26 protein-coding genes are annotated in these 24,173 nt (G+C 38.3%); 11 read left to right on the top strand and 15 right to left on the bottom strand.

Going from position 1 to position 24,173, the window contains the following annotated elements; all coding sequences use genetic code 11:
* Positions 1 to 194: 194 nt before the first annotated feature.
* From QNI22_RS20800 to QNI22_RS20755, 10 genes are all read right to left on the bottom strand, one after another.
* Complete coding sequence (locus tag QNI22_RS20800; protein ID WP_314513644.1) at positions 195 to 626, bottom strand: energy transducer TonB; 432 nt, start codon at positions 624 to 626, stop codon at positions 195 to 197.
* A 21-nt stretch (positions 627 to 647) separates the two neighbouring features.
* Positions 648 to 1,178 (bottom strand): energy transducer TonB, encoded by a 531-nt coding sequence (locus tag QNI22_RS20795; protein WP_314513642.1) that lies wholly within the window; start codon positions 1,176 to 1,178, stop codon positions 648 to 650.
* 64 nt (positions 1,179 to 1,242) lie between these two features.
* Entirely contained in the window at positions 1,243 to 1,632 is a 390-nt protein-coding gene (locus QNI22_RS20790; protein WP_314513641.1) for an energy transducer TonB, read from the bottom strand.
* 85 nt (positions 1,633 to 1,717) lie between these two features.
* The gene (locus QNI22_RS20785) at positions 1,718 to 2,248 is read right to left on the bottom strand and encodes an energy transducer TonB (RefSeq protein WP_314513639.1); all 531 of its coding nucleotides are present in this window, start codon (positions 2,246 to 2,248) and stop codon (positions 1,718 to 1,720) included.
* A 17-nt stretch (positions 2,249 to 2,265) separates the two neighbouring features.
* Positions 2,266 to 2,721 carry an energy transducer TonB gene (locus tag QNI22_RS20780; RefSeq protein WP_314513637.1) on the bottom strand — a complete coding sequence of 152 codons (456 nt, stop codon included), beginning with the start codon at positions 2,719 to 2,721 and terminating at the stop codon, positions 2,266 to 2,268.
* A 63-nt stretch (positions 2,722 to 2,784) separates the two neighbouring features.
* The gene (locus QNI22_RS20775; protein WP_314513635.1) at positions 2,785 to 3,225 is read right to left on the bottom strand and encodes an energy transducer TonB; all 441 of its coding nucleotides are present in this window, start codon (positions 3,223 to 3,225) and stop codon (positions 2,785 to 2,787) included.
* A gap of 84 nt (positions 3,226 to 3,309) precedes the next feature.
* On the bottom strand, positions 3,310 to 3,750 hold the full coding sequence (locus QNI22_RS20770) for an energy transducer TonB (protein ID WP_314513633.1): 441 nt from the start codon (positions 3,748 to 3,750) through the stop codon (positions 3,310 to 3,312).
* A gap of 50 nt (positions 3,751 to 3,800) precedes the next feature.
* Positions 3,801 to 4,214, bottom strand: a complete 414-nt coding sequence (locus QNI22_RS20765) for an energy transducer TonB (protein ID WP_314513631.1) — start codon at positions 4,212 to 4,214, stop codon at positions 3,801 to 3,803.
* 75 nt (positions 4,215 to 4,289) lie between these two features.
* Complete coding sequence (locus QNI22_RS20760) at positions 4,290 to 4,706, bottom strand: energy transducer TonB (RefSeq protein ID WP_314513630.1); 417 nt, start codon at positions 4,704 to 4,706, stop codon at positions 4,290 to 4,292.
* 74 nt (positions 4,707 to 4,780) lie between these two features.
* Entirely contained in the window at positions 4,781 to 5,863 is a 1,083-nt protein-coding gene (locus QNI22_RS20755) for a mannose-1-phosphate guanylyltransferase (protein WP_314513629.1), read from the bottom strand.
* Between the two features lie 559 nt (positions 5,864 to 6,422).
* Between QNI22_RS20755 and recQ the strand changes: the two genes are divergently transcribed.
* From recQ to QNI22_RS20720, 7 genes are all read left to right on the top strand, one after another.
* Positions 6,423 to 8,615, top strand: coding sequence for a DNA helicase RecQ (gene recQ, locus QNI22_RS20750; RefSeq protein WP_314513627.1), 2,193 nt, complete (start codon positions 6,423 to 6,425; stop codon positions 8,613 to 8,615).
* Positions 8,616 to 8,944: 329 nt separating this feature from the next.
* The gene (gene purD / locus QNI22_RS20745; RefSeq protein ID WP_313983079.1) at positions 8,945 to 10,234 is read left to right on the top strand and encodes a phosphoribosylamine--glycine ligase; all 1,290 of its coding nucleotides are present in this window, start codon (positions 8,945 to 8,947) and stop codon (positions 10,232 to 10,234) included.
* A 166-nt stretch (positions 10,235 to 10,400) separates the two neighbouring features.
* Positions 10,401 to 11,498 (top strand): PSP1 domain-containing protein, encoded by a 1,098-nt coding sequence (locus QNI22_RS20740; protein WP_314513625.1) that lies wholly within the window; start codon positions 10,401 to 10,403, stop codon positions 11,496 to 11,498.
* Between the two features lie 137 nt (positions 11,499 to 11,635).
* Positions 11,636 to 12,142, top strand: coding sequence for a gliding motility lipoprotein GldH (locus QNI22_RS20735; protein WP_314513624.1), 507 nt, complete (start codon positions 11,636 to 11,638; stop codon positions 12,140 to 12,142).
* Between the two features lie 100 nt (positions 12,143 to 12,242).
* Positions 12,243 to 12,884, top strand: coding sequence for an LON peptidase substrate-binding domain-containing protein (locus tag QNI22_RS20730; protein WP_314513622.1), 642 nt, complete (start codon positions 12,243 to 12,245; stop codon positions 12,882 to 12,884).
* Between the two features lie 111 nt (positions 12,885 to 12,995).
* Positions 12,996 to 13,484: a cupin domain-containing protein gene (locus tag QNI22_RS20725; RefSeq protein ID WP_313997624.1), complete on the top strand. Its 489-nt coding sequence runs from the start codon at positions 12,996 to 12,998 to the stop codon at positions 13,482 to 13,484.
* A gap of 47 nt (positions 13,485 to 13,531) precedes the next feature.
* Positions 13,532 to 14,026 (top strand): CAP domain-containing protein, encoded by a 495-nt coding sequence (locus tag QNI22_RS20720; protein WP_314513620.1) that lies wholly within the window; start codon positions 13,532 to 13,534, stop codon positions 14,024 to 14,026.
* Between the two features lie 5 nt (positions 14,027 to 14,031).
* On the opposite strand, the gene QNI22_RS20715 is transcribed toward QNI22_RS20720, so the two are convergent.
* Positions 14,032 to 15,204 carry a hypothetical protein gene (locus tag QNI22_RS20715; RefSeq protein ID WP_314513619.1) on the bottom strand — a complete coding sequence of 391 codons (1,173 nt, stop codon included), beginning with the start codon at positions 15,202 to 15,204 and terminating at the stop codon, positions 14,032 to 14,034.
* A gap of 190 nt (positions 15,205 to 15,394) precedes the next feature.
* Here QNI22_RS20715 and QNI22_RS20710 point away from each other — a divergent pair, with 190 nt between their 5' ends.
* From QNI22_RS20710 to QNI22_RS20695, 4 genes are all read left to right on the top strand, one after another.
* Positions 15,395 to 16,144 (top strand): GH12 family glycosyl hydrolase domain-containing protein, encoded by a 750-nt coding sequence (locus QNI22_RS20710; RefSeq protein WP_314513617.1) that lies wholly within the window; start codon positions 15,395 to 15,397, stop codon positions 16,142 to 16,144.
* A 235-nt stretch (positions 16,145 to 16,379) separates the two neighbouring features.
* Complete coding sequence (locus tag QNI22_RS20705) at positions 16,380 to 19,394, top strand: amidohydrolase family protein (protein WP_314513616.1); 3,015 nt, start codon at positions 16,380 to 16,382, stop codon at positions 19,392 to 19,394.
* A gap of 87 nt (positions 19,395 to 19,481) precedes the next feature.
* Positions 19,482 to 20,078, top strand: coding sequence for a Crp/Fnr family transcriptional regulator (locus tag QNI22_RS20700; RefSeq protein ID WP_314513614.1), 597 nt, complete (start codon positions 19,482 to 19,484; stop codon positions 20,076 to 20,078).
* Positions 20,079 to 20,142: 64 nt separating this feature from the next.
* A complete protein-coding gene (locus tag QNI22_RS20695) occupies positions 20,143 to 20,712 on the top strand; it encodes an NAD(P)H-dependent oxidoreductase (RefSeq protein ID WP_314513613.1) in 570 nt (189 codons plus the stop codon).
* A gap of 70 nt (positions 20,713 to 20,782) precedes the next feature.
* On the opposite strand, the gene QNI22_RS20690 is transcribed toward QNI22_RS20695, so the two are convergent.
* The 4 genes from QNI22_RS20690 to QNI22_RS20675 all read right to left on the bottom strand — a co-directional run bounded on the left by QNI22_RS20690 (position 20,783) and on the right by QNI22_RS20675 (position 24,108).
* Positions 20,783 to 21,370, bottom strand: coding sequence for a YdeI/OmpD-associated family protein (locus tag QNI22_RS20690; RefSeq protein WP_314513611.1), 588 nt, complete (start codon positions 21,368 to 21,370; stop codon positions 20,783 to 20,785).
* A gap of 62 nt (positions 21,371 to 21,432) precedes the next feature.
* Positions 21,433 to 21,855 carry an SRPBCC domain-containing protein gene (locus QNI22_RS20685; RefSeq protein WP_314513609.1) on the bottom strand — a complete coding sequence of 141 codons (423 nt, stop codon included), beginning with the start codon at positions 21,853 to 21,855 and terminating at the stop codon, positions 21,433 to 21,435.
* A 181-nt stretch (positions 21,856 to 22,036) separates the two neighbouring features.
* The gene (locus QNI22_RS20680) at positions 22,037 to 23,023 is read right to left on the bottom strand and encodes a helix-turn-helix transcriptional regulator (protein ID WP_314513606.1); all 987 of its coding nucleotides are present in this window, start codon (positions 23,021 to 23,023) and stop codon (positions 22,037 to 22,039) included.
* Between the two features lie 191 nt (positions 23,024 to 23,214).
* Positions 23,215 to 24,108 (bottom strand): alpha/beta fold hydrolase, encoded by an 894-nt coding sequence (locus QNI22_RS20675; protein WP_314513604.1) that lies wholly within the window; start codon positions 24,106 to 24,108, stop codon positions 23,215 to 23,217.
* Positions 24,109 to 24,173 lie beyond the last annotated feature (65 nt).

Here is a 24,173-nt window from a genome sequence, read left to right as displayed (position 1 = left end):
AACCTGCCAAACATTTGTGCCAGTGTCTGGGTAATAGGAGAGATAGGTGGCATTACTTTTTACCTGCCGCATTCCGTTGAAATAGCTTCCCGCTGGGGTGTTTTATACGCACTATATGGTTGATAACTATTTGATAGTCAAAATTTTATCTGTATAAATACTATGAGAGAGATAAAAGTGTGGAAGTATAATCTCTACTTCTGATTAAAGCGAATTGGTAAGCTGTATCGCATTCCCTGTCGTTGTGTTTGGTCGGGATTTTCTGGGTAGATCCAGTTAGGCATGAGTTTGATAACTCGTATGGCTTCTGCGTCAAAATCAGGGTTCAGACCTTTAGCTATTCCAGGCTCTACAATACTGCCATTTGGTTTGATTAGAAAGTTAACAAATACAACTCCTCCTAGATCTGTCTTATTAGAAGGCCACTGGAGATTTTTCTTAAAGAAACTATGCATGGCTTGCACACCTCCTGGAAATTCAGGCATTACTTGTGGGTAAAGTAGACAAACAATTGCTGTATCCTCATCTAGCGTGTTGTCCTGTTTATCGAATTGCGGTTGTATCTTTTCTTTATTGATGGAGCAGGATATTAAAATAAGGAGTATAAACAGGATACTTTTTCTCATAAAGCATAAGCCGTAGAAGTATTATTTCTTTTCTTTAGGAAAAGAAAAACGAATAGGTAAAGAATATCGAACAGCTATATTTCTTCCATTCTGCCGTGCAGGTATCCATTTTGGCATAAAATGGATAAGACGTTTTGCTTCTTCATCGCATCCATACCCAATACCTTTCATTACTTTAACCTCATCAATAGCTCCTTCTGCATTGACAATAAAACTCACATACACAACACCTTCTACTTTTGCTTTCTTAGCGACTTCCGGATACATTAAATTCTTCTTTATGAAGGCATTCATACCTTTGATACCTCCCGGAAACTCAGGCATTTGTTCAGCCCATACACCTCCACCTTGTCCTATATCTTCAGTTGCCTCAGATAGAACTATTTTATCAACGATAAATAAGCTATCTATAGAAGGAGGTTGTTCTGTAGTAGTTGTAAATGTTAAACTCTGCGTTTTGGGGGAAGGGTTTAAAAACGTTCTTGACTTTGATTGTTGAGCAATACAGACACTACAATTCAAAAGGAAAAGGAAGAATAAAGATTTTCTCATAGGAAGATTCTGTTACCTGTTAGGTAGATGCAGAGAACTTCCTTTTTCCATAATCTAATACTGATTAGTTGGGAGAGTTTGATGACAATATAAAACGAATAGGTAATGTATACTCTTGGGCTATTATTTCACCATATGATTTCCCTGGTTTCCATTTAGGCATATGCTGAACAACGCGTACGGCTTCTGCATCAAAATCCGGATGTATCCCTTTTATTACTTCAATGTTGCTAATACTGCCGTCTGTATTGACAAGAAATCGGATATATACAACTCCACTAGCATCCGTGGCGGTAGTTGGCCACCGAATATTTTGATGTAAGTACTGAGCTAACTCCCATCTGCCTCCAGGAAATTCGGGTATTTGCTCTATGAAGCAAGCACAGAACGCTACTGAATCTGTAAATGCTGTAGTATCTATAGGATACTCTTCTTTCTGGGTTGAAGAAATCAATAGCTCATAATCAACAAAACTACAGGAGGAGATAATTATCAGACATAAAAAGAGGACGAACTTGACTATTTGAGGACACATCGAATCACTTTATATGTGGAGAGAAAGAGATAGGTAGAGTATATCTGAGAGGCACATTACGATGATTTAACTGTGCTGGTTTCCAGTTAGGCATGAGTTGAATCACTCGTAGGGCTTCTTTATCAAAGTCTGACCCTATTCCTTTTAATACATGGATGTCTTCGAGGTGACCATCTTGTTGAACCCAAAAAGTAACGTATACTACTCCACTTATATCAGATGAAGTGTGTGGATACTTCAGATGCTTTTGTATGAATGATTTCATTGCTTTTTCCCCACCAGGAAATTCAGCTACTTTGTCTACTACTGCTCCTGTTATAATGTCTTCTTCTTGTAATTTATAAAAATTTAATCTTTCTAGATAATCTGAATCAGAGATAAGAAGATCTTCTATTTTTTCCTCTACTAACAAGGTATCTGGTAACTTTTTCTGAGTAGTTATAGAAGAGGATTCATTGTTGCAACATAAGAATAACGCAATACTTAGAATGCAAAAGATGCAATATGTAGATAGTTGTATTAGTGGACGTTTCATAGTAATTGCTCTTTTATTTATTTCCGGGTTATTCTGGTCTTCTTAAACTCAACAGGGAGAATGTAATTTACATCAATAGGTTGACCTCCCTGAAGACCAGGTTCCCAAACTGGCATATGTCTGACTAATCGTACTACTTCCTCATCACACCCATACCCTAAGCCTTTAATTACTTTTATATCCTGAAGCAGACCCTTATCTCCTACAGTAAAGCTAACATATACTTTTCCTGTAACTTCGGCTTTTAGTGCTTCTGGTGGTGATTGCAGATTATCTGTAATGAATTGTTTCAATCCTTCTTCTCCACCTGGAAATTGTGGTGCTCGTTCGGAAGGTTTTGAATCAATGGTTGTGGTTTTGTAAAGAGTAGGAAAATGTGTCTGATGAGAGTTGAATACTGTAAAGTCTGTTTCTCTGTGAAAATCACAAGCTGTAAGAATAATTAGTAAGATTACAGATGTATATTTTTGCATACAAAATGCTGCTTTTAGTTGTAGTTGCTATCTTCTATATGATTTGAATAGTAACGAAAAGCCTTATATCGCAAGATAGAAGCTGATAGGTAGGATATATTTAATAGCTGTATTCCTTCCGTTTTGTTGTGCAGGAATCCATTGCGGCATAAGATTAAGTACACGCACTACCTCCTCATCACACCCATACCCTAAGCCTTGTAAAATCTGAGGGGATTTGATAAATCCTTTCTCATCTATTATAAAACCAGCATAGATTGTTCCCTGAACTTTGTTATTCCTTGCCAGAGCAGGATATCTAAGATTTTTTTGAATGAGAGTATATAATGCAGATATACCCTCCGGATATTGAGGATGTTGTGCTGTCCAGAAAAGACGTTTCTCACAATTCAGTGGCTGAAATGTCTCCGGGATTGGTGTATTTGGTTTGCTCTGTTTTGCCTGAGCATAATCTGAGACTGAGAGAAAAAAAACAGAAAAAAGAATAGGTATTGCCTTGTACATAAAGCAGTATTTTCTGCTTTGATGCACAAGACTTCCTTTTTCCACAACAGCGAATGAAAATTTCTGTTATGATTTATCCATTACTTATTGTCCATGCCCAAAACTGATAGGAAAAGAATATCTGACAGGTACTTTTTGATTGTTTTGTAAACCAGGTTTCCATTGCGGCATAAGTTTAAGTACACGAGCCGCTTCTTCGTCGCAACCATATCCTATGCCTTTGGTAACAAATACTTCCTGTACAAATCCATCTGCATCTATAACAAAAGAACAAATGACTTTACCTGTAATATGTGCCTTGCGAGCTGCTTTCGGGTATTTCAGATTGGCTTTTAGAAATTTACTTAATTTTTCCATGCCTCCTGGGAATTCAGGTTGTACTTCATTTAGTTGAGAAACATTTCCATTTACTGGTGAGCTGTCTTGTTCAGTAGACGAGTCCTGAGCATACAGAGGGACACAGACAAGCAAAGCGATAATCAGTGAAGAAAGTTGTTTTTTTATGGAATGTTTAAATAAATACATTTTATCTGTGATGTAAGCGGCTTGTTATTAAATAGAAGACTTAAGTATATTCAGTCAGATAGTGAAAACGAAATAGGAAGAGAAAAACGTACAGGAACTGCTTTATTATCTTTTATGCCTGGTTTCCATTTAGGCATCAGTCTAATAACGCGTATAACTTCTTCATCACATCCATAACCCAATCCTTTGGCAATAGATATATCCTTAATTCTTCCTTTGGCATCTACCACAAAGCTGGCAAAAACTTTACCCGTAATGTTAGCTTTGCGGGCAGCTTTAGGATAACGCAGATTATTTTGTAAAAACTCACCCAATTTTGAAATCCCTCCTGGAAATTCAGGAATTTGATCCACTTCCAGCAACGGGCCGCTGGACGGTGTAGTATTGAAAGAATTTTCTTTTGTTTGACCTATTGTATATTGAATGGATAAAACGGAAAATAGTATGATAAAAATTGTTTTCATAAAGGGTATAAAAATTAACCCACATAACTAACTCCTACTATGAGGGGAATGATGTAATGTGTTATAGACTATTTTTTATTTCTTCCCTATGCTAAAATTTATTGGTAATACATAACGGACGGCCACTGTCTTTCCTCCTTGCATACCGGGAATCCATTTAGGCATAAGCTTAATAACACGTATAACTTCTTCATCACATCCATAGCCTATACCCTGCGTTATTTCTATATCCCGAATAGTTCCATCTTCTCCAACTATGAATGTTCCAAAAACTTTACCCGTAATATTAGCTTTGAAGGCGGCTTTGGGATAGCGCAGGTTATTTTGTAGAAACTCACCTATTTTGGGAATACCACCTGGAAATTCAGGCATACGTTCCACTGTGACATACACGCTATCTGTGCTTTCGGGTGAAACTGCAGATGTTTCATTTTGAGAAAAAGAATAAGTAATAGTACTTAGAAAGATAATAAGAGTATAGATGTATTGCATAATAGACATAAAATTACCCTCATATTTAATATGAGGGTAAGTATATAAAGTTAAATAGTTAACAATGGGGTTGATTAAACAAATTCGTCTCCTTTATTTTTCGCATCATTGACAAACTCCTTTACTTTTTGTTCATCGTCTTTGCGACAGATAAGAAGCACATTATCATATTCTGCAACAATAAACCCATCCAGACCATTGATAGCAATCAGACGATCTTTGGGTGTTTTGATGATACAGTTTTTGGTGTCATATAGCATCACACTGCCATCAATAACATTTTCATGCTCATCTTTATCTGATACTTCATACAATGATTTCCAGGTTCCCAAGTCAGACCAGCCAAAGTCGCTTAATACCACATAGACATCTCCTGCCTTATCTGCTTTTTCCATAATGCCTACATCAATAGAGATACTTTTACACCAGGAATAGGCTTTGTCTATATAAGTAGATTCTTCTGTAGTAAAGTAGAATGGTTTTCCATCTTCAAATGCTTCTGCTATATCCGGAAGATACTGCAGAAAGTTTTGGGTTACAGTCTGCGCATTCCAGACAAAGATCCCTGCATTCCAGACATAATCTCCACTCTCAATAAAGCTTTTAGCATATTCCAGATTTGGCTTTTCTGTAAAAGTTTTTACTTTCAGAACTTCTTCGCCATCTTTTGGAATAAACTGGATATAACCATATCCTGTATCCGGTCGGCTGGGTTTAATTCCCAGTGTTACAATCTTATTTGTTTCTGTGGTAGCTTTCAGTGCTTTCTGGATATCAGCTCTAAACGCTTCTTCTTTTAATATGATATGATCTGCAGGAGCTATAACCAGATTGGCATGAGGATCTTTATGAGCAATTTTGTAGGCTGCATACGCGATACAGGGAGCTGTGTTGCGACGAGCTGGTTCTAATAATATCTGATCGTAGGAGAGCTGTGGTAGTTGCTGTTTTACCAGGTCTCTGTATTCAGCACTGGTTACAACATATATATTTTCGGGTGGACAGATGCCGTCAAAACGATCTGCAGTTTGTTGGAGCAGGGTTCGGCCTGTTCCTAATACATCATGAAACTGCTTGGGATTACTGGTGCGACTAAACGGCCAGAAGCGTGTGCCTACACCTCCTGCCATAATAATAACATAGTTGTTTTTGCTCATTACTGGTTCCTTTATGTAATTGTTATTCGTACGTTAATTAATTTTTAAAAAAATCTTACATCCCCTTTGTAAGATAGAAATAATAAGTATATATGTTAAATATTTTTCCAGTAGTTATATGAGTATTTGATTTATCCAATTAATCAAAAGAAAAATGTAGTATTAAAATTCTCTGGCGGTATAAAATTTTATTTTACAAAAAAGCGTCTATAGAAAAAATCATATTTGATTAAATACGAATTTGGATTCATTTTATTTTATAAAATGCATCTTTTGCCATTTAACTTACTGTAAGAAAGCTCCTCTATATTCGACAAATGTAAGAATAGTAACCAACCTGTCAAACTTTGGGAGGTTTCTAATACTTTCATTTGTAACTAATTATATATAGTTGAATTGTTGAAAAATATTTCATAGCTTACCTCATGAAGTGCAAAATAAAGTTTGCAAAGCAACGCTTTTTTAGCAATTTTGACATAAGACTTGATGCAAAAGTTTTACCAGCATACGCTAATCATCGTTAAAAATATAAAAGTTATCTACCTTCAGAAAGATTCAGATGTTGACGGACGAGTTATCTCAGTTAAAAGAAACCCTTAAAGACGTTTTTGGCTATAGCCAGTTTCGCGGAACCCAGGAAGAAATTATTCAAAGTATTTTAGCGGGACGCAATACGTTTGTAATTATGCCAACAGGGGCAGGTAAATCATTGTGTTACCAGTTGCCTGCTATTGTGATGTCTGGGACAGCCATTGTAATTTCACCCCTGATTGCTTTAATGAAAAATCAGGTAGACCAGTTGAATGCAGTTGGTATCAACGCCCAGTTTTTAAATTCTACTCTCAGCAAAGCTGAAATCACGAAAGTTAAAAAAGATGTATTGAATGGTGAGATCAGGCTTTTATATGTAGCACCTGAATCTTTAACCAAAGAAGAAAATATTGACCTTCTCAAAAGAGCTAACATCTCATTTGTTGCAGTAGATGAAGCTCATTGTATCTCTGAATGGGGTCATGATTTCCGCCCGGAATACCGCAAGATCAGAGGTATTATTGAAAATTTAGGTAAAAACCTCCCTATTATTGCCCTTACAGCTACGGCAACCCCTAAAGTCCAGACTGACATTCAAAGAAACCTGGACATGGACGATGCGGAACTTTTTAAATCTTCCTTCAACCGCAAAAATCTTTACTACGAAGTTCGTCCAAAAGTTGATGCGAAGAAGCAACTAATCAAATATATAAAAAACCACAAAGGTAAATCTGGTATTATCTATTGCCTTAGCCGCAAGAAAGTAGAAGAGATTGCTGAGTTACTCAGTGTAAATGACATTAAGGCATTGCCTTACCATGCTGGTCTGGATGCCTCAATCCGTATGGCCAACCAGGATGCATTTTTGAATGAAGAAGTAGATGTAATTGTGGCTACTATCGCTTTTGGAATGGGAATTGACAAACCAGATGTTCGTTTTGTTATTCACTATGATGCTCCAAAGTCGCTGGAAGGATATTATCAGGAAACAGGGCGATCTGGTCGTGATGGATTGGAAGGTAACTGTATTATGTTCTACAGCTACAATGACATTCTGAAGCTGGAGAAATTTAATAAGGACAAACCTGTTACAGAGCGGGATAATGCCAAACATCTTTTACAGGAGATGGCTGCTTATGCTGAATCTTCTGTATGTCGCCGCCGTCAGCTTCTACATTATTTTGGTGAACAACTGGATCATGATTGTGGCTATTGTGATAACTGTCTGAAACCTCGTGAGAAATTTGAGGCGCAGGATGATGTAGTGCTAGCAGTTCAGGCCGTAATACAGACAGAGTCACGTTTTGGAGTGCCGCATCTTGTGGATGTTTTACGTGGCGTTAAAAATGATTACGTAATAAGCTACGGACATGACAAACTTAAGCTATTTGGTGTAGGTGCAGAAAAAGATGTAGCCTATTGGACCTCTGTGTATCGTCAGATTACCATTTATAACTTCTTGGAAAAAGATGTAGATGTAATTGGTATTGCCCGTCCGTCTGCTAAAGGACTGGAATTCATAGATAATCCTTATCCTGTCACGCTGACTAAAGATCATGATTATTCAAATGTAGATGAAGAAAGTGACGAGGATGATAATGATGCTGGCAATCCATCTACTCCACGCGCGGCTGATGAGACTTTATTTGAAATGCTGAAAGCACTTCGTAAAAAGATTGCGAAAGAAAAAGGCTTACCACCATACGTTATTTTTCAGGACCCTTCTCTGGAGGAGATGGCTACTACCTATCCAACAACCAAAGAGGAACTGGCGCAGATTAATGGTGTTGGAGGAGGAAAGGTTGCTAAATTTGGTAAACCATTTCTTGAACTAATAGCCAAGTATGTTGCTGAGAATGATATAGAGACAGATTCTGATGTATTGATCAAGTCTACAGCTAATAAGTCTAAGACCAAGATCTTTATCATTCAGCAAATTGACCGGAAAATCAATCTGGACGAAATCGCAGAGTCAAAAGTTTTGACTATGAGTGATTTGATAGAAGAGATAGAACATATTTGTTATTCTGGAACACGTCTTAATCTGGATTATTATATTGATCAGATTCTGGATGAAGACAAACAACAGGATATCTGGGATTACTTTATTTCTGCAGAGACAGACAGTATGAAAGTAGCATTAGCCGAGATGGGAGATGATTTTAGTGAAGAAGAATTACGACTTATGCGAATTAAATTCCTTTCGGAAGTAGCCAACTAGAAAATTTAGTATTCTCTCCTTAAAAGACCTCTTTCCACTCTGGAAAGAGGTCTTTTTGTTTGTTGAGTTAGTGTATACTTGTAGAAGTAAAGACACATTAAGCTATTACTACAGAGTGTATTTAGACGCTCTATCTGAAGTTTATTCAATTTTATGCCCTGCCAATTCTTTGTTAAGGGCTTTTTTTATAAAGGTGAAATCTTAATTTTGCGCAGATAACGCCTTTTGTGGCTTTTTTAATAGTCTGATTCTACCTGTTTGTTTAGGATAACTGCATTGAGTAGAGTCTGCCAACTCTGTTTTATATATAACGTCTCTTATTCATTTTTATGAAAATACTTATTCTTGGTTCTGGTGGTAGAGAGCATGCTTTAGCGTGGAAGATCAAGCAAAGTCCTTTGTGTTCACAGTTATTTGTTGCACCAGGAAATGCAGGAACTCATGAGATAGCAACTAATGTTGCTATTGGGGTGAATGACTTTACTGCCATTACGGATTTTGTGTTGAAGGAGTCCATTGAACTTGTGGTAGTTGGTCCGGAAGAACCATTGGTGCGAGGTATTCGGAATACATTTGAGGAAAGAGAAGATCTAAAACATGTGTTGATTGTAGGACCAGGTAGGGAAGGGGCTCAACTGGAAGGTAGCAAGGATTTTTCAAAGCAATTTATGCAGCGACACAATATTCCTACAGCCCGTTACCAGACATTTACTCCTGAGCAATTAGAAGAAGGACTCGAATATATTGATAAGCAGGAATTGCCTATTGTACTAAAAGCGGATGGATTAGCAGCAGGAAAAGGTGTAATTATTGCGCAAAGCTATAAGGAAGCACATGAGACGCTTACAGATATGTTGGCTCATCAGAAGTTTGGAGATGCCAGTAGCCGTGTAGTAATTGAACAATACCTGACTGGAATAGAGCTTTCTGTTTTTGTGCTTACGGATGGTAAAGATTATAAAATATTGCCTGAAGCCAAAGATTACAAACGGATAGGAGAAGGAGATACTGGACTAAATACGGGTGGGATGGGTGCTGTTTCTCCTGTACCATTTGTAGATAGGGAGTTTATGCAGAAAATTGATGAACGAATTATATGGCCAACAATAGAAGGTTTGTATAAAGAAAACATTTCTTATGTTGGTTTTATATTCTTTGGATTGATAAATGTTGATGGAGAGCCTTATGTAATTGAGTATAATGCACGTATGGGTGATCCTGAAACAGAAGTAGTAATTCCTCGTATTCAGTCAGATTTAGTTGAATTATTAGTAGCGACTGCTAACGGTACGCTATCTGAAAAACGAATTCAGTTTGTACCTCGTATTGCAACTACAGTAATGCTTGTTTCCGGAGGATACCCTGGTGATTATGAAAAAGGAAAAGTGATTTCAGATACAGGAAAAGTGGAAAACGTGCTGGTATTTCATGCAGGTACAAAACTAACTCCTGACAATCGTGTTGTAACAGATGGAGGACGTGTAATGGCATTGACAGCTTATGGAGCAGATATCCGTCAGGCACTAGCTAAGTCTAATCAGGCTGCAGAACGGATACAATGGGAGGGAAAATATTATCGCAAAGATATAGGATTGGATTTATTGAAGATAAGTAAGTAAATTTGATTTTGAAGTGTAAATTCAGAATCAGGAAACAACAGAAAGGATGAAGAGTATTTCTCTTCTAAATACGTTAATCTTTTCGGTATTTGGGTGGGACCTGATTTTTGAGTAAAGCCTTCAGAATTTTTTCACGTAGGCGAAAGCCGATTTTATATAAAATAATATGGCATGTACAGGGTGTAGCACAGCTTCTAATGGAACTGGAGCAACCGGCTGCGAGACAGGTGGTTGCAATAAGATGAATGTTTTTGACTGGCTGGGGAATATGGATATTCCTTTGGAACAGCGTTTTAATATTGTAGAGATACGCTTTAAAGGAGGACGGAAAGAGTTTTTTCGTAACTCAAATTATCTGGAACTATTTACAGGAGACCAGGTAATTGTAGAGGTACCAGGAGGACATCACCTGGGGATAGTTTCATTGCAGGGGGATTTGGTTCGTCTGCAAATGAAAAAGAAAGGTGTGCAGGATAATGAAGAAATCAGACAGATCTATCGGATTGCAACAGAAAAAGACATTGAAAAGCATGAACAGACAAAAGCTCGGGAATTGCCTACAATGTTTCGTACTCGTGAGATTATTCGTGAATTGAATCTGCAAATGAAACTTTCAGATGTAGAATATCAGTCCGATAATACCAAGGCTACATTTTTCTACTCAGCAGATGATCGGGTTGATTTCAGAGAACTGATTAAGATTTTGGCTGCAGAGTTTAAAGTACGGGTAGAAATGCGCCAGATTAGTTTGCGTCAGGAAGCTGGCAGACTGGGAGGGATTGGCTCCTGTGGTCGGGAATTATGTTGCTCTACCTGGTTAAATGATTTCAAAGCTGTATCTACAGTTGCTGCCCGTTATCAAAATCTTTCGCTTAATCCGACGAAGCTTTCCGGACAATGTGGAAGATTAAAGTGTTGTCTTAACTATGAACTAGAGACTTATATGGAAGCTTTGCAAGGAATTCCTACAATAGAAGAACCTCTGCGAACTAAAAAAGGTCATGCTTATTTACAAAAGACAGACATTTTTAAGAAGATTCTCTGGTTTGGATATCATGAAGAGACGACTTGGCATCCGTTGGGTGTAGAGCGTGTCAATGAGATTCTGATTATGAACCGGAATGGTATTACACCTGAATCATTATTCGAAAATGAACTGGCAATAATAGAAGCAGCTCCTATCAATAGTGATCTTGCCAAACTGGATAAACGGTTGAATGATAAAGAGAAAGACAAAAAGAAATTTAAGAAGAAGCGCCGTTGAGCTTTTCTGTTTTGAAAACTGATCTTTCTGAGAAGAATTTAATGAAAATAAATCCAGCAGATCAATATATCACAGGTTGTGTAGTATTGATTTGCTGGATTCTTATCTCTTAAACGACTCTAGCACCAAGTATACACATGATATTATCTCACTCTCTGATTACTATAAGAAAAAGACTGATACATATTCTCGGAATCGTTTTATTCGGACTTTGCTGGGCCTGTGACACGGAACGGGTATATGAGCAATATCATGACATTCCTGAAAATCAATGGTTTATTGATAGTGTACAGACCTTTACTTTTACTATCGAGGATCCATCTATTCCTTATAATATTTATTATAATATTCGTAATTCTGTCTCATATCCTTATTATAATTTGTTTGTAACCTACTATCTAACAGATGCTAGCGGAAAGCAGTTGTCATCTAAACTACAGGAGTTACTATTGATGGACACACAGACAGGTAAGCCTCTTGGTGAAGGTTTGGGGGACATATTTGATAATCGGGTTATCTCGCTTACTAAATTTAAGTTTCCACAGAAGGGGGCATATACATTTAAAATTAAGCAGTATATGCGGAAAGACCCACTTCCGGAAGTTATGAGTGTTGGAATCCGGGTAGAAAAAGCCAGCCAGTAAACAACTAAAATCAGATATCGTGAGACTCTTTGTAAACAGGCTAAGATCGACTTTGATGAGGAGATAATATTTTTGATGCCTGTTGCCTCCGAACTAGAATATGATGAAAACAAAATTCCTTCCATTGTTTCCGCTTACCCTGGTAGCTTATCCTCATGAAAGGATAAACCTGCATATTTTTGAACCACGATATCAACAACTGATTACTGAGTGTCTGGAGAATGGTACTACATTTGGTATACCAGCCTTTATAAATAATCAGATTCAACAATATGGCACTGAAATGCGTGTGACCAATCTGCGTCAGCGCTATGATGATGGGAAGATGGACATTGAAACAGAAGGGCTGGAAGTATTTAAAATTCAACGTTTTGAGAACCCTACCAAAGGTAAATTATATGCTGCCGGTGATGTAGAAATTTTGACGATTTGGGGAGATCCTCAATCTGAACTGGTAGCTGAACTCATGACTAAGGTCAAAATATTGTATAAGTTACTGCAGTCCGAATTGAAATTACGTATTACCGATTATGACTATTTTTCATATCAGATCGCACATAAGGTAGGACTCTCTGTGGAAAGCGAATATGAGTTATTAAAAATAACTTCAGAAAAGGACCGTCAACGCTATTTGTTGAAGCATCTGGAAAAAACTATTCCTGTAATGGAAAATATGGAGGCTACGAAAGAACGGATTCGAATGAATGGTCATTTTAAGCACTTTGATCCATTGAATTTTTAATAATACCGCTTAAAAAAATGGACTACGTAAAATAGAAAGCGTTGCTATTTTTATACTTTTGCGACGTTGAACTTTGTATACCGTTATTTATCATATAATTATTCTGACGCCATGACAACTGAAATCTTTTCAAAAATAGCCCAGCAACTCTCAGAAAAGGGCTTCACTGTTGCCTCTTCTGATTTTACCCGTCCCTGGGGTGGCTTTTTTGTAATAGATGAATCCCAGACTCAAAAATTTATTGAAACATATTTTCCATCTCTGCCTGCGAACAGCCTTTTGCAAGGAGCACGGTTAAGTCCTAAGATTTTGGTAGTAGGACCTCAAAAGCGTTTATCCTGGCAATACCATTTCCGCCGTGCTGAAGTATGGCGTGTAGTGGATGGCCCTATTGCAGTTGCTCAAAGTGATACAGATGAGCAAACCGAACCTAAAACATACCAGAATGGTGAACTGATAACTCTTAAGCAGGGAGAACGCCACCGGTTGATTGGGTTGGATACATGGGGTGTTGTTGCAGAAATCTGGCAACATACAAATGCCGATCATCCATCGGATGAGGCTGATATCGTGAGAGTACAGGATGATTTTAGTCGCTAAGAATTTAACTCCCCGGAAATCTGTTTTCGGGGAGTTTTTGTATAGACATGTTCGTGGCAAATAAGATGTGTATCTATAGCTATCTGATTTCGGGTTTTGTTCTGACTTCATTTTTTATGGTAGGATGCCAGAAAGAAGAGAAGGATGTAGAGGATATGCGTAGTATGCTGACTCTGGTAAACACAATACGTACTGCCGGATGTCAATGCGGGTCTGACTGGATACCTCCTGCACAAGAGTTAACATGGAACGATACACTATCGATTGCTGCAGATAATCATGCTACCGACATGAGTAAAAGAGAGTATTTCGATCATATCTCTCCTGAAGGTACTTCTCCTATTCAACGGGCTCAGCAGGTTGGTTATTCCGGATTATATATTGGTGAAAATATCGCCCGGGGATATTCTTCTATGCAGAGGGTAATAGATGACTGGAAAGCAAGCGAAAGTCACTGTAAAACCATGATGGATACATTGTATACTGAAATGGGTGCGGGTAGATCCGAGACTTATTGGGTGCAGGAATTTGGCAGTCGCTAGGCTTTCTACCTTTTCTTTTCAAATACCCAGTCACCTTCTTTTCGGATACATACCAGACCTGTAATAGCAGGCATATTTAATTTCTGTAATGCTAGTTTCAATTCCTTCGCTCGCTTTCCAGATCCATTAGTATCCAATGCCAGTAATTTATTGATTACTGTTTGTTCATCCTCTTGGGGTTGAGATAATACCTTCTGTATATCTTCGAATCGTGCTCTTCCATGATGAATCAGATCTACTAAGACTATACATACTTTGAAGGATTTCCCACTTATATCTAATGCTGAAAAGCCTGCTTCCTGACTCTTGCTCCAATAGCTGTTTAAGATTTGTTTAGCCCACTTTATAGCTAATCGCACCTGTATTGTTCTGAAGGATGTATCAGAATCCACCAGATAAAGAAATTTCGCTGCATTGATCAGTTCCTTATCATCAATTCGAGTAGAGTCTGGATTGAGAAGCTGGCGAAGTGGATGAGGGCGAGCTTCATTCGGTCGGGGCATAAAATCTGATGTTCGGTACATTCTCCTGGAAACAGTATCTCTGAACTGTCTGTACTTGTCTGTGATAGTCAGATTGGGAAAAAGGGCATGCCCTTTAGGTGAAATAAGTACTTGCCTGAAATATTCTGCAAATGCACTGTCTTTACCACGACCATTAGCTGCAAACTGTAAAAAGCCAAAAGAGAAGCCTACAGGGTCGTATGTATTCAAACCTCTGAATAAACCACCTTCACAGTCGCTGATTGGTTTAAGAAAATATTGCCAGAGTTGTACATCTGTTACTGTTGAAATGTTATAGGGTTTTTGAGTCTGAAAGAAATTGTCTTTCTTTTCCAGAGTGTCAATGTCCTTTTTAAATAATGAAGTTTGAATCAGTAATGGCAGGTTACAGATACCATGAAGTGTTTTAGCTCCATATGCGTATCTCATATGGACTCCCAGTAAACGTTGTTGGGAAGTTTCCGGCGAAGAATAGGTACATAACGTATCTGACTGTACTATTTTCTGCTTAGTCTTCTTTTGAAAGACAGTGTCTGTTTTCTGATATAGATAGATGGTTAATTGACTAGTACTGTCATATAATGTTCGGAATGGTTTAATCTGACTAATGCCCTGAAAAGAGAATAAAATAGTCAAAGAAAAAGAGAACACTATTTTGCCAATAGACATATACATAGGATAATTAGTCAGAACAAACTGTATCAGGGTTTTCCCTGAATTTTCTTTTTGGGGTATTCTACTGATGTAAATAGTACAAAAAAACAAAAAATTTGTGCAATAAGATACTAGGTATTACTAGTAGTTTCTCACCATACAAAACAACTTCAGTAATAATAATCCTCTTTCACTACTATCAATCTATTTTATGAAAAGAATTTTATTAGCATTTGTTTTGGCTGGTGTACTAAGCGCGTGTCAGAAAGACGCGAGTATTTCTGTAAGATCCGAAGTAAAAGCCAACTGGTCATCTTCTGCTCAATGGGCTACATGGACCAATGGTGGATACACGTTATACAACAATATCTGGGGAAGTGGGGCTGGTGCACAAACAATCTGGGCTAATTCGTATAGCAACTGGGGTGTATGGGCAAACCATCCCAACACAGGAGGTATTAAATCGTATCCTAACGCTACCAAATATGTTGGCAAAAAATTGAGTGCGTTGTCTGCCTGTTCCAGTACATTCAGTGCTACTACACCAAGTGGTGGTGCCTGGGAGTCTGCCTATGATATTTGGGATAGTGCTAATGCGTATGAGATTATGTTATGGATGAACTATACAGGAACATCCAGCGGTAGTGGTAATGTAAAACCTATCTCCTATAATTGGAGTGCAGCAGGCGATGCCGTTCCTGTATTTACTAATGTGAATGTAGGAGGACGTACCTGGAATGTATTCCGGGGAAATAATGGCTCGAACGAAGTTTTCTCTTTTTTGGCTACTACTAAAACAAATAATGCAACGGTAGACATTAAAGCTATACTGAACTGGATTAAGAGTAAAGGATGGATAGGTGATATTACTGTTGGCAATGTGCAGTTTGGGTATGAGATCACCTCATCCACTGGAGGACTTAATTATACTACAAACAGTTTTTCTGTGACTGCAAACTAACAGATATATATTTTGGATTGGCGCTAAAAGTCGGATTCAGTTACTGAGTCCGGCTTTTTTATATAGTGTTAGAGAAATCGAATTATGATTTTATAGTTTTTTGTTTGATTATATGTGTGGGGTATATGTCTTTTGTGAAATATAATACTGATCTTTTGTCGTTATGCCGTAAAATATTTTGATGTTAGTGCGGAAGGTTTAATTTTACTATTCGATACTTCCTACCATACATCCTATGACATTTTCATTTAAACTACCACTATGGGTTTGTGTAATCCTTGGATCACTTCTACTGTGTTACACACCAGACCCATCTTTTGCAAATAATCCCACCTCATTTGCTGATTCGCTAAAAGTTACCCTTACTGAGGGAACTAATATGGCGATAAGTATATCTCCAGATCGAAAATGGCTGGCATTGGATGTCCAGGGAACCATCTGGGTACTCTCTGTAACAGGAGGCGAAGCACATCCGGTTACAGATGCTTTCGGCGATAATCGCCAGCCAGCTTGGTCTCCGGATGGGAGTCAGATTGCTTTTCAGTCATTTCGGGATGGAACTTACCACATCTGGACAGTAAAGAAAGATGGGAGTGGATTGAAGCAACAAACATTTGGTGTGTATGATGATCGTGAACCTCATTGGGCGCCAGACGGAAAGAGTCTCGTCTTTTCTTCTGACAGAGCCGACAATTATGATATCTGGCAACTGGATATGCAATCAGGTAAGATAATACAACTTACAACAGATATCGCAAATGATTACTGTCCAGCCTATAATGCTGAAGGTACACGTATAGTATTTGTCTCTGAACGTAGTACAGGTCCTGGTGTTTATGTGAGAGAGGATAATGGAAAAGAGAAATTGGTTTCTAAGGTAGATGGAAAGTTATGTGCACCTGCCTGGAATAGTACAGGTACACATATATCCTATAATGCCTTTTCTGCGCAAGGTAGCTTTCTGGAACAGATTCGTGTATCTGATGGTAATAAACTTATCTTGAGTGATCCACAGGAGGATGTTTTTCCTTTTCGAGCTGAGTGGTTATCTGTTGATGAGTTTTTGTATACTGCAGATGGGCAAATCAAACGAAGGAAAGTAGGGAAAAAAGGCTTTAAGAGTATTCCTTTTAAAGCAATTGTCACTATACCAAAACGAAACTATGCTCGTAAAAGATATAGTTTTGATAATCATGGTCCTATGGTCGTTAAAGGTATCAAAGGCCCTGTTGTATCACCTGATGGGCGAAGGATTGCCTTTGCTGCATTAAGTGATATCTGGATATTAGAAAATGGAAAGGCTGAACCTATGGCAATTACCCATGATCCTTACCTGGATGTTGATCCTGCCTGGTCGCCGGATGGTTCACGACTGGTATATATCTCTGACCGGAATGGAGGTATGGATCTTTGGATGCGTAATCTGAAAACTGAAAAAGATAGTTGCCTGGTTGATTTACCAGATGATCTCAACTTTCCTGCTTGGTCGCCAGATGGTACTAAAATTGCCTTTTATCAAGGTGATCCACGCAATGCATGGGGGAGAGGGACATTGAGTGTGATTAATTTATCTTCTGGAAAGATTGAGAAAGTGCATGAGTCATTGTTCGTTCCCAGTCAGCCAAGCTGGTCTGCTGATAATAAGACGATTGCTATTTCATCACTACAGGTATATTCATCCCGGTATCGTGAAGGTATTAGTGAAATTTTGCTGGTATCTCTGGATGGAAAGCCTGATCGGTATGTTTCGCCTGTACCTGACAATACATTGGCAATGCGGGGAAAGAATGGTCCTGTATGGTCTCCTGATGGGAGTAAAATGGCTTATACACTGGATGGACTGTTATGGATGGTACCTGTAGATCTATCCGGAAATCTGGTCGGACCTCCTAAGCGCCTGACTAATGAATTGGCAGAAGTACCTAGCTGGACAGGAGACTCTCAGCGTATTGTTTTTCTGGCGACTGATACACTGAAACAGGTATCTGTTGCAGATGGTAAAATAGAGGTTATTCCTATGCATCTTACCTGGCAGTACAAACAGGCCTCAGAAAGTATTATAGTTCATGCCGGGCAGTTATTTAATGGGCTTTCAGCTACTTATCAGAAAAATGTAGACATTGTAATTGAAGGCAATCGAATTAAAGAAATAGTTCCCCATCAGACAGGACGAATAGGGAAGATAATTGATGCGTCTGACAAAACGGTAATTCCTGGGTTGTTTGAGATGCATACTCATCAATATGCAATGACAGGAGAGAAGCAAGGCAGACTTTGGTTATCCTATGGTATTACATCTATACGAGAGCCTGGAGCAGATCCTTATGACGCATTGGAGCGAAAAGAATCGTGGGCGAGTGGCGCACGAAAAGGCCCCCGGCAATTTTTTACAGGAGGACTTACGGATGGTAGCCGGATCTACTATGGCTTAGCCACCAGTATTCATTCGGAAGCTCATCTGGAACTGGAATTAAAGAGATCTATTCGTTTAGAATATGATCTGATTAAAACCTATGTACGTATGCCTGATTTGATGCAGCAACGGATCACAACCTTTGCACATGCACATGGGATTCCGGTTTCGTCCCATGAAATTTATCCGGCAATGGGCTATGCTGTTGATGCAGTGGAGCATATCGGCGGAACTAGCCGCAGGGGATACTCCCCTAAGATCTCAGCTGTAAATCGTACCTATCAGGATGTAATTGAACTATTGGCAAAGTCAGAAATGAATATTACTCCTACAGCTGCTTTGCAAGGTGGTTTTCATGCTATGGCGGCCAAATATCCTGCATTATATGAGAATCGCCAGTATACAACCTTTTATTCTCCTGAATTCACTGCCAGTATGAAAGCCAGTACAGGACAGATTGCTAAGTTGTATCCCGGTTTCCTGACAAATTTTGCCAGTCTTCAGAGTACTGTAAAACGCTTGATTGCGGCTGGTGCCCATGTGACAACCGGAACAGATAGCCCTTTTGTTCCCTATGGTACCAGCTTACATACCGAACTACAATGCTGGGTAGATGGAGGTGTTACCCCATTTGAAGCACTTCGGTCTGCAACTTTATGGGCGGCAGAAGCTGTTGGCGTTAGTAAGGACCTGGGATCGGTAGAGCCTGGTAAGCTTGCCGATCTGGTCATTGTGACAGGTGATCCCCTCACACAAATCAGGGATGCTTGGAATGTTGAGACTGTAATTAAGAATGGCGAAGTATATTCCCTGGAAGAATTATTAAAGAGACCCTGAAGTTAGATCACAATAGGGAACGCAAAAAGGCATTATGTTTATTCATAATGCCTTTTTGCGTTCCTTTATCGTAAATATTTCAATCCAATGGACGATTTATATAAACAGCTAAGAAAAGAGTTAGTACGACATGAGTCGTTAACAGAAGAAGAATGGGAATTAATAAAAGCAAAATTCTCTTATAAGGCCATAGCAAAATCTGATTTTCTGTTGAAAGAAGGGCAAGTGTGTCATTCTTTGAGTTTTGTGGGTACAGGTTTACTCAGAACATATAGCTTGGATGAGAGTGGTAGTGAAATTACTACCCACTTTGGTTATGATGATTCATTTGTAGTTTCATTTCCAAGTTTTAGAAACCAACGAGCTTCCTTTGAATATATTAGAGCTTTAACAGATTGTCAATTGCTGGTAATAGAGTACAAAAAGGTACAAGACCTGTTTAAGCAAATGCCTAAATGGGAATCTATCTACAGAAAAGTTATAGAAGATGCCTATGCCTGTATGGAAGAACGAAACTATATTCTTCAGATGCTTCCTGCGGGTAAGCGCTATGATTTACTGATTCAGAATGGACATCCTATTATTTTACAGAAAGCACAATTGGGATACATTGCTTCTTACCTGGGTATTACACAGGAAACGCTAAGTCGCATTCGAAAACGACTGACACAAGCTAGTTTTTGACTTTTGTCAAAAGATACCTTTGGGCCTACCTTTACTTTTGCTTCATATCAAGAATAAACAATATATGAAGACACTCATTATCAATGGCCATCCCAATAAAAATAGCTATTGTTCACAATTAGCTGCTGCCTATTATAGTGGAGCACAAAAAAGAAATAGTGAAGCCCATCTATTGCATCTGTATGAACTACATTTTGATGTAAGCCTAAAAGAAGGATATTCTGGAAATCTACTGGAACCGGATTTGCTTCGGGCGCAGGAACTAATTACATGGAGTGATCACATTGTATTTGTATACCCAACCTGGTGGTGGACAATGCCTGCTTTGCTGAAAGGTTTTATTGATAGAGTATTTGTGCCTGGCTTTGCTTTTAAGTATGAATCAGATAAGCCCCTACCTGAGAAATTGCTAAAACACAAAACTGCTACCTTACTGGTCACTATGGATAGTCCTAAATGGTATTATCGATGGTGGATGAAAAATGCCGGACATTGGGTAATGAAGCAAGGTGTACTGGCTTTCTGTGGGATAAATAAAACTAAAGTAGTCACTATCGATCAAATGAGGAAGCTTACACCGCAGCAACGTAATCGGTGGATTGAAAAAGTGGAAGCCATTGCTATGCAAAGATAGCTTTTTAGAGTTTCCTTATCTCAGATTCTGTTAGCAATAAGTCTGAGATAAGGAAAATAAGACCTGGGTTTTACTGATTTCTGACAGATGGTTTACCATCCACATAAGGTTTAATATTAGCTTCACATAGCTCTACTATTTTCTGGATACGAGCCTTTCGCAATTCAGGACTTTTGAGATCCATATGGCGGACGTAAGTAAATTTGTTGGAGTTGCTTAGCTTTTGGAAGAACTCCCATGCCTTGGGATAAGCCTGTAATGCTTCCTGAAGATCTGATGGGAGAGCAGTTTCTGCTTTTAAGCTATAAGCAGCGTCCCATTGCCCTGTTTTTTTTGCATCTTCAATAAACTTTATTCCAGCTTCTGTCATTTTACCATCTGCAATCAACTTTTCACATCGGTTACGATTGACCAATGACCAGATACTACCCAAACGTCGCGGTGTAAACCGAAGAGTATAACTTTGTTCATCCAACGTTTTACGTACACCATCGATCCAGCCAAAACAAAGTGCTTCTTCTACGGACTCATCATAAGACAGAGTAGGCTTACCTGTACCTTTCTTGTAAAAAACCAAATAGATCTCTTTCTCTAACTGGTAATTGGTTTCCAGCCATGTTCTCCATTGAGTCCGGTCTTCTGCATAAAACGTTTTCATGGGTAATTTCTGATGGTGTATTTTATTGAACAGATCATCTGATGAAAACGAATATACTAACATTACGAATTTGTCTCTAGTATCTTTTTCATATTTTCCAATAGTTGCTGCCAGCCATCTCCTGTTTTTTCAGAGATTACATTATCCTGGGTTATAGCAAGCCGACTTTGATTACCTTCTTGTGTAATTTCATAGGTGATCGTAGCGTAATTTTCTGGAGCATCTGTTGTTCCTGCAACAGAACTCCAATAAGTATGCTGAAATCTTTTCTCTGGTTCTAGTTGTAGGATAGTACCTTTATCAATATATGAATTTCCCTCCCATTCGCCATGATAAACAATGGGTCCTCCGACTTTCCATTCAGATTCAACTGTTGTACCGAAGAAAAGTTGTTTGATCATGTCGGGATCTGTAATGGCATGCCATACTTTGGCAGCAGATGTATTGATCAGAACGGATTTCTGAACTGTTGTGACTTGTGTCATGGTCTTTATTGTTTAATTATAAAGCAAAAATACCTCAGAGTATGATCTTGAGATTGCATCAAACGGATAAAAACTAATATATGCGGGAATGTATTCTGTGTTAGGATAAGGTCTTCCTTGGATAGGGTGCTATTATCTTGAGGGACTAGAGAATGTTCTATTCAATATAGTCCTGAAGCAGTTATTTATTTCGTAGCTTTTGTGGGGTGATGCCGAATTTTTTGCGGAAGGCATTATTAAAATGCTGAGGAGAAGAATAGCCTAGTTCATAGGCTATTTCACTGGCTGTTTTAGTAGTGTCTAACAACAGTTGTCTGGCCTGAATCAACCGATGATCCGCAAGATAACCAAAAACAGTTGTCTGATATATTTCCTTGAATCCTCGTTTGAGTTTATATTCATTGAGTCCTACAATCCGAGCAAGCTCTGAAAGGCTGGGAGGTGTATCCATGTGCTGTTCCAGATAGTTACGCGCATGGTGGACCTTATCCTGCTCTTGGGTGTGTTTACAATAAATTGTTTGTCGGAACTGCTGATCTGCTTTATCATAGGATTCGGCCTGCAGAACCAGAATCTCGATGCTTTTGGAAAGCATAAACAGTTTTTTGAGTCCACCTGTATAATGACAGTGCAGAATATCATGAATAGCTTTTTTTAATTCGGGAGAGATAGATTGAGAATTAGGAGATAATACAACAGGGTTTCCTTCCATCATTCGACCTGCAAAGCGTTTGAGTATATCGTTTCCATCTTCTGCAATACTCAGAAATCGTTCTGGAGAAAAATGTATTTTAAAGGTTTCTCCAATCAAATCTCCATTCTGAAATGTGTTATGAACCTGAGGTGTATAAATTATATTATGCTGGGCAGCTTTTACATTATACACCTGACCCGCATGCCGGATGAGATAGCTTCCTTTCATATTAAATTCCATACATACTTTGTTGTCATTGTTTTTCTTTTCAAAAAAGAAATAATCATCAAAATAGTGTTTGGTGTAATGAATGGCTATATCATCCCACTGCCAGTATTTCAACTCTGCCTTACCATATGGTAATATCAAAGTGCTGATCTCCTCTGCTAAACCACAGGAAGAGAGCGTCTCAATTCTCCGGGTATGTTCGTAAAACAGATATTGGGGAGTTACAGATGGTAGTATAGGTGTCATAGTTTGTGATCTTAACCCATAAACATGACTCAAGAAGCAACTTTTTTAAAGAAAATACAAACATATAATGATATGGATTACTAAGGATTGTTTGTTGTGCGAACAACAAGGAAGCTATTGATGGATAAAAAAGAAATTGTCAGACAAATTAAAATTTTCATAATTAACTTGCCTGACAGTAATACATTTTTCTAGTATGCTTGTTTAGCATATTTGCGAGTTAAAAACTCATCGATTTGTATAGCCATTAATTCAAATTGTTCTTCCTGTACAAAGTGTCCACCATCTAAAAGATGTATTTCTACTTCTTTTAAGTCTTTCCGATATGCCTCTGCTCCTGGCGCTATAAAAATCTTGTCATTCTTTCCCCAAAGTACCAAGGCATGAGGCTGATAGGTTCTGAGATAGTTTTGCCATAAGGGATACTGTGGGAAATTGGTAGAATAATTCTGGAACAAAATAGATTGTATAGCTTTTATGCCATGTCTTTCCATAAAGAAATGATCCATCAGGTAAGCATCAGGGCTGATTATCTCTGGATTGAGAGCACCATATGTATATTGTTGTTTAATACCTTCCTGTGAAAGCATAAACTCGACTGCCTTTTTTAAGCCTTCTGTATCACCCGATTGCTCCAACTGGCCTATAAACTGTACGTCTGGACCCAGTCCATCTTCGTACACATTTGCGTTCTGAATAATAAGAGATTGAATCCATTCAGGATGTTTGACCGCAATGCGAAAACCAACTGGTCCGCCATAATCATGCATATAGAGATTGAATGCTGACAAGTTAAGTCTTACAGTGAATTTTTCCATTACCTCTGCCAGATGATCAAAATTATAGCTAAACTCAGATGGAGAAGGACAACTACTCATTCCAAAACCAGGATAGTCAGGTGCAACAACATGATAACGACTTGCCAGTTCCTTTATCAGATTGCGATACATATGGGATGAAGATGGAAATCCATGCAACATGAGTATTGTCTGTGGATTTCCTACACCTGCTTCACGATAAAAAATATTCAGGTTATCAACCTTAGTGGTTTTAAAATAGATGGTAGTATAATTATATTTTTTCATAGAATAGAAATAATTTATTCTGTACTTTTTGGTACAAAATTAAATCTGATAAAATTTATTGAGAA

Source organism: Xanthocytophaga agilis (assembly GCF_030068605.1).
Taxonomy (GTDB): Bacteria; Bacteroidota; Bacteroidia; order Cytophagales; family 172606-1; genus Xanthocytophaga; species Xanthocytophaga agilis.
The sequence above is the reverse complement of the archived record's forward strand: the minus strand, read 5'-3'. Positions and strand labels throughout refer to the sequence as shown.

Excerpts from the sequence above, each read along its gene's own strand:
- QNI22_RS20725 (WP_313997624.1), top strand. The coding sequence starts at position 12,996 with ATGACAACTGAAATCTTTTCAAAAATAGCCCAGCAACTCTCAGAAAAG.
- QNI22_RS20705 (WP_314513616.1), top strand. The coding sequence starts at position 16,380 with ATGACATTTTCATTTAAACTACCACTATGGGTTTGTGTAATCCTTGGA.
- QNI22_RS20785 (WP_314513639.1), bottom strand. The coding sequence starts at position 2,248 with ATGAAACGTCCACTAATACAACTATCTACATATTGCATCTTTTGCATT.
- QNI22_RS20675 (WP_314513604.1), bottom strand. The coding sequence starts at position 24,108 with ATGAAAAAATATAATTATACTACCATCTATTTTAAAACCACTAAGGTT.
- recQ (WP_314513627.1), top strand. The coding sequence starts at position 6,423 with ATGTTGACGGACGAGTTATCTCAGTTAAAAGAAACCCTTAAAGACGTT.
- QNI22_RS20710 (WP_314513617.1), top strand. The coding sequence starts at position 15,395 with ATGAAAAGAATTTTATTAGCATTTGTTTTGGCTGGTGTACTAAGCGCG.
- purD (WP_313983079.1), top strand. The coding sequence starts at position 8,945 with ATGAAAATACTTATTCTTGGTTCTGGTGGTAGAGAGCATGCTTTAGCG.
- QNI22_RS20800 (WP_314513644.1), bottom strand. The coding sequence starts at position 626 with ATGAGAAAAAGTATCCTGTTTATACTCCTTATTTTAATATCCTGCTCC.
- QNI22_RS20735 (WP_314513624.1), top strand. The coding sequence starts at position 11,636 with ATGATATTATCTCACTCTCTGATTACTATAAGAAAAAGACTGATACAT.
- QNI22_RS20720 (WP_314513620.1), top strand. The coding sequence starts at position 13,532 with ATGTTCGTGGCAAATAAGATGTGTATCTATAGCTATCTGATTTCGGGT.
- QNI22_RS20695 (WP_314513613.1), top strand. The coding sequence starts at position 20,143 with ATGAAGACACTCATTATCAATGGCCATCCCAATAAAAATAGCTATTGT.
- QNI22_RS20775 (WP_314513635.1), bottom strand. The coding sequence starts at position 3,225 with ATGTACAAGGCAATACCTATTCTTTTTTCTGTTTTTTTTCTCTCAGTC.
- QNI22_RS20685 (WP_314513609.1), bottom strand. The coding sequence starts at position 21,855 with ATGACACAAGTCACAACAGTTCAGAAATCCGTTCTGATCAATACATCT.
- QNI22_RS20730 (WP_314513622.1), top strand. The coding sequence starts at position 12,243 with ATGATGAAAACAAAATTCCTTCCATTGTTTCCGCTTACCCTGGTAGCT.
- QNI22_RS20680 (WP_314513606.1), bottom strand. The coding sequence starts at position 23,023 with ATGACACCTATACTACCATCTGTAACTCCCCAATATCTGTTTTACGAA.
- QNI22_RS20740 (WP_314513625.1), top strand. The coding sequence starts at position 10,401 with ATGGCATGTACAGGGTGTAGCACAGCTTCTAATGGAACTGGAGCAACC.
- QNI22_RS20715 (WP_314513619.1), bottom strand. The coding sequence starts at position 15,204 with ATGTATATGTCTATTGGCAAAATAGTGTTCTCTTTTTCTTTGACTATT.
- QNI22_RS20770 (WP_314513633.1), bottom strand. The coding sequence starts at position 3,750 with ATGTATTTATTTAAACATTCCATAAAAAAACAACTTTCTTCACTGATT.
- QNI22_RS20700 (WP_314513614.1), top strand. The coding sequence starts at position 19,482 with ATGGACGATTTATATAAACAGCTAAGAAAAGAGTTAGTACGACATGAG.
- QNI22_RS20755 (WP_314513629.1), bottom strand. The coding sequence starts at position 5,863 with ATGAGCAAAAACAACTATGTTATTATTATGGCAGGAGGTGTAGGCACA.
- QNI22_RS20690 (WP_314513611.1), bottom strand. The coding sequence starts at position 21,370 with ATGAAAACGTTTTATGCAGAAGACCGGACTCAATGGAGAACATGGCTG.
- QNI22_RS20760 (WP_314513630.1), bottom strand. The coding sequence starts at position 4,706 with ATGCAATACATCTATACTCTTATTATCTTTCTAAGTACTATTACTTAT.
- QNI22_RS20795 (WP_314513642.1), bottom strand. The coding sequence starts at position 1,178 with ATGAGAAAATCTTTATTCTTCCTTTTCCTTTTGAATTGTAGTGTCTGT.
- QNI22_RS20765 (WP_314513631.1), bottom strand. The coding sequence starts at position 4,214 with ATGAAAACAATTTTTATCATACTATTTTCCGTTTTATCCATTCAATAT.
- QNI22_RS20780 (WP_314513637.1), bottom strand. The coding sequence starts at position 2,721 with ATGCAAAAATATACATCTGTAATCTTACTAATTATTCTTACAGCTTGT.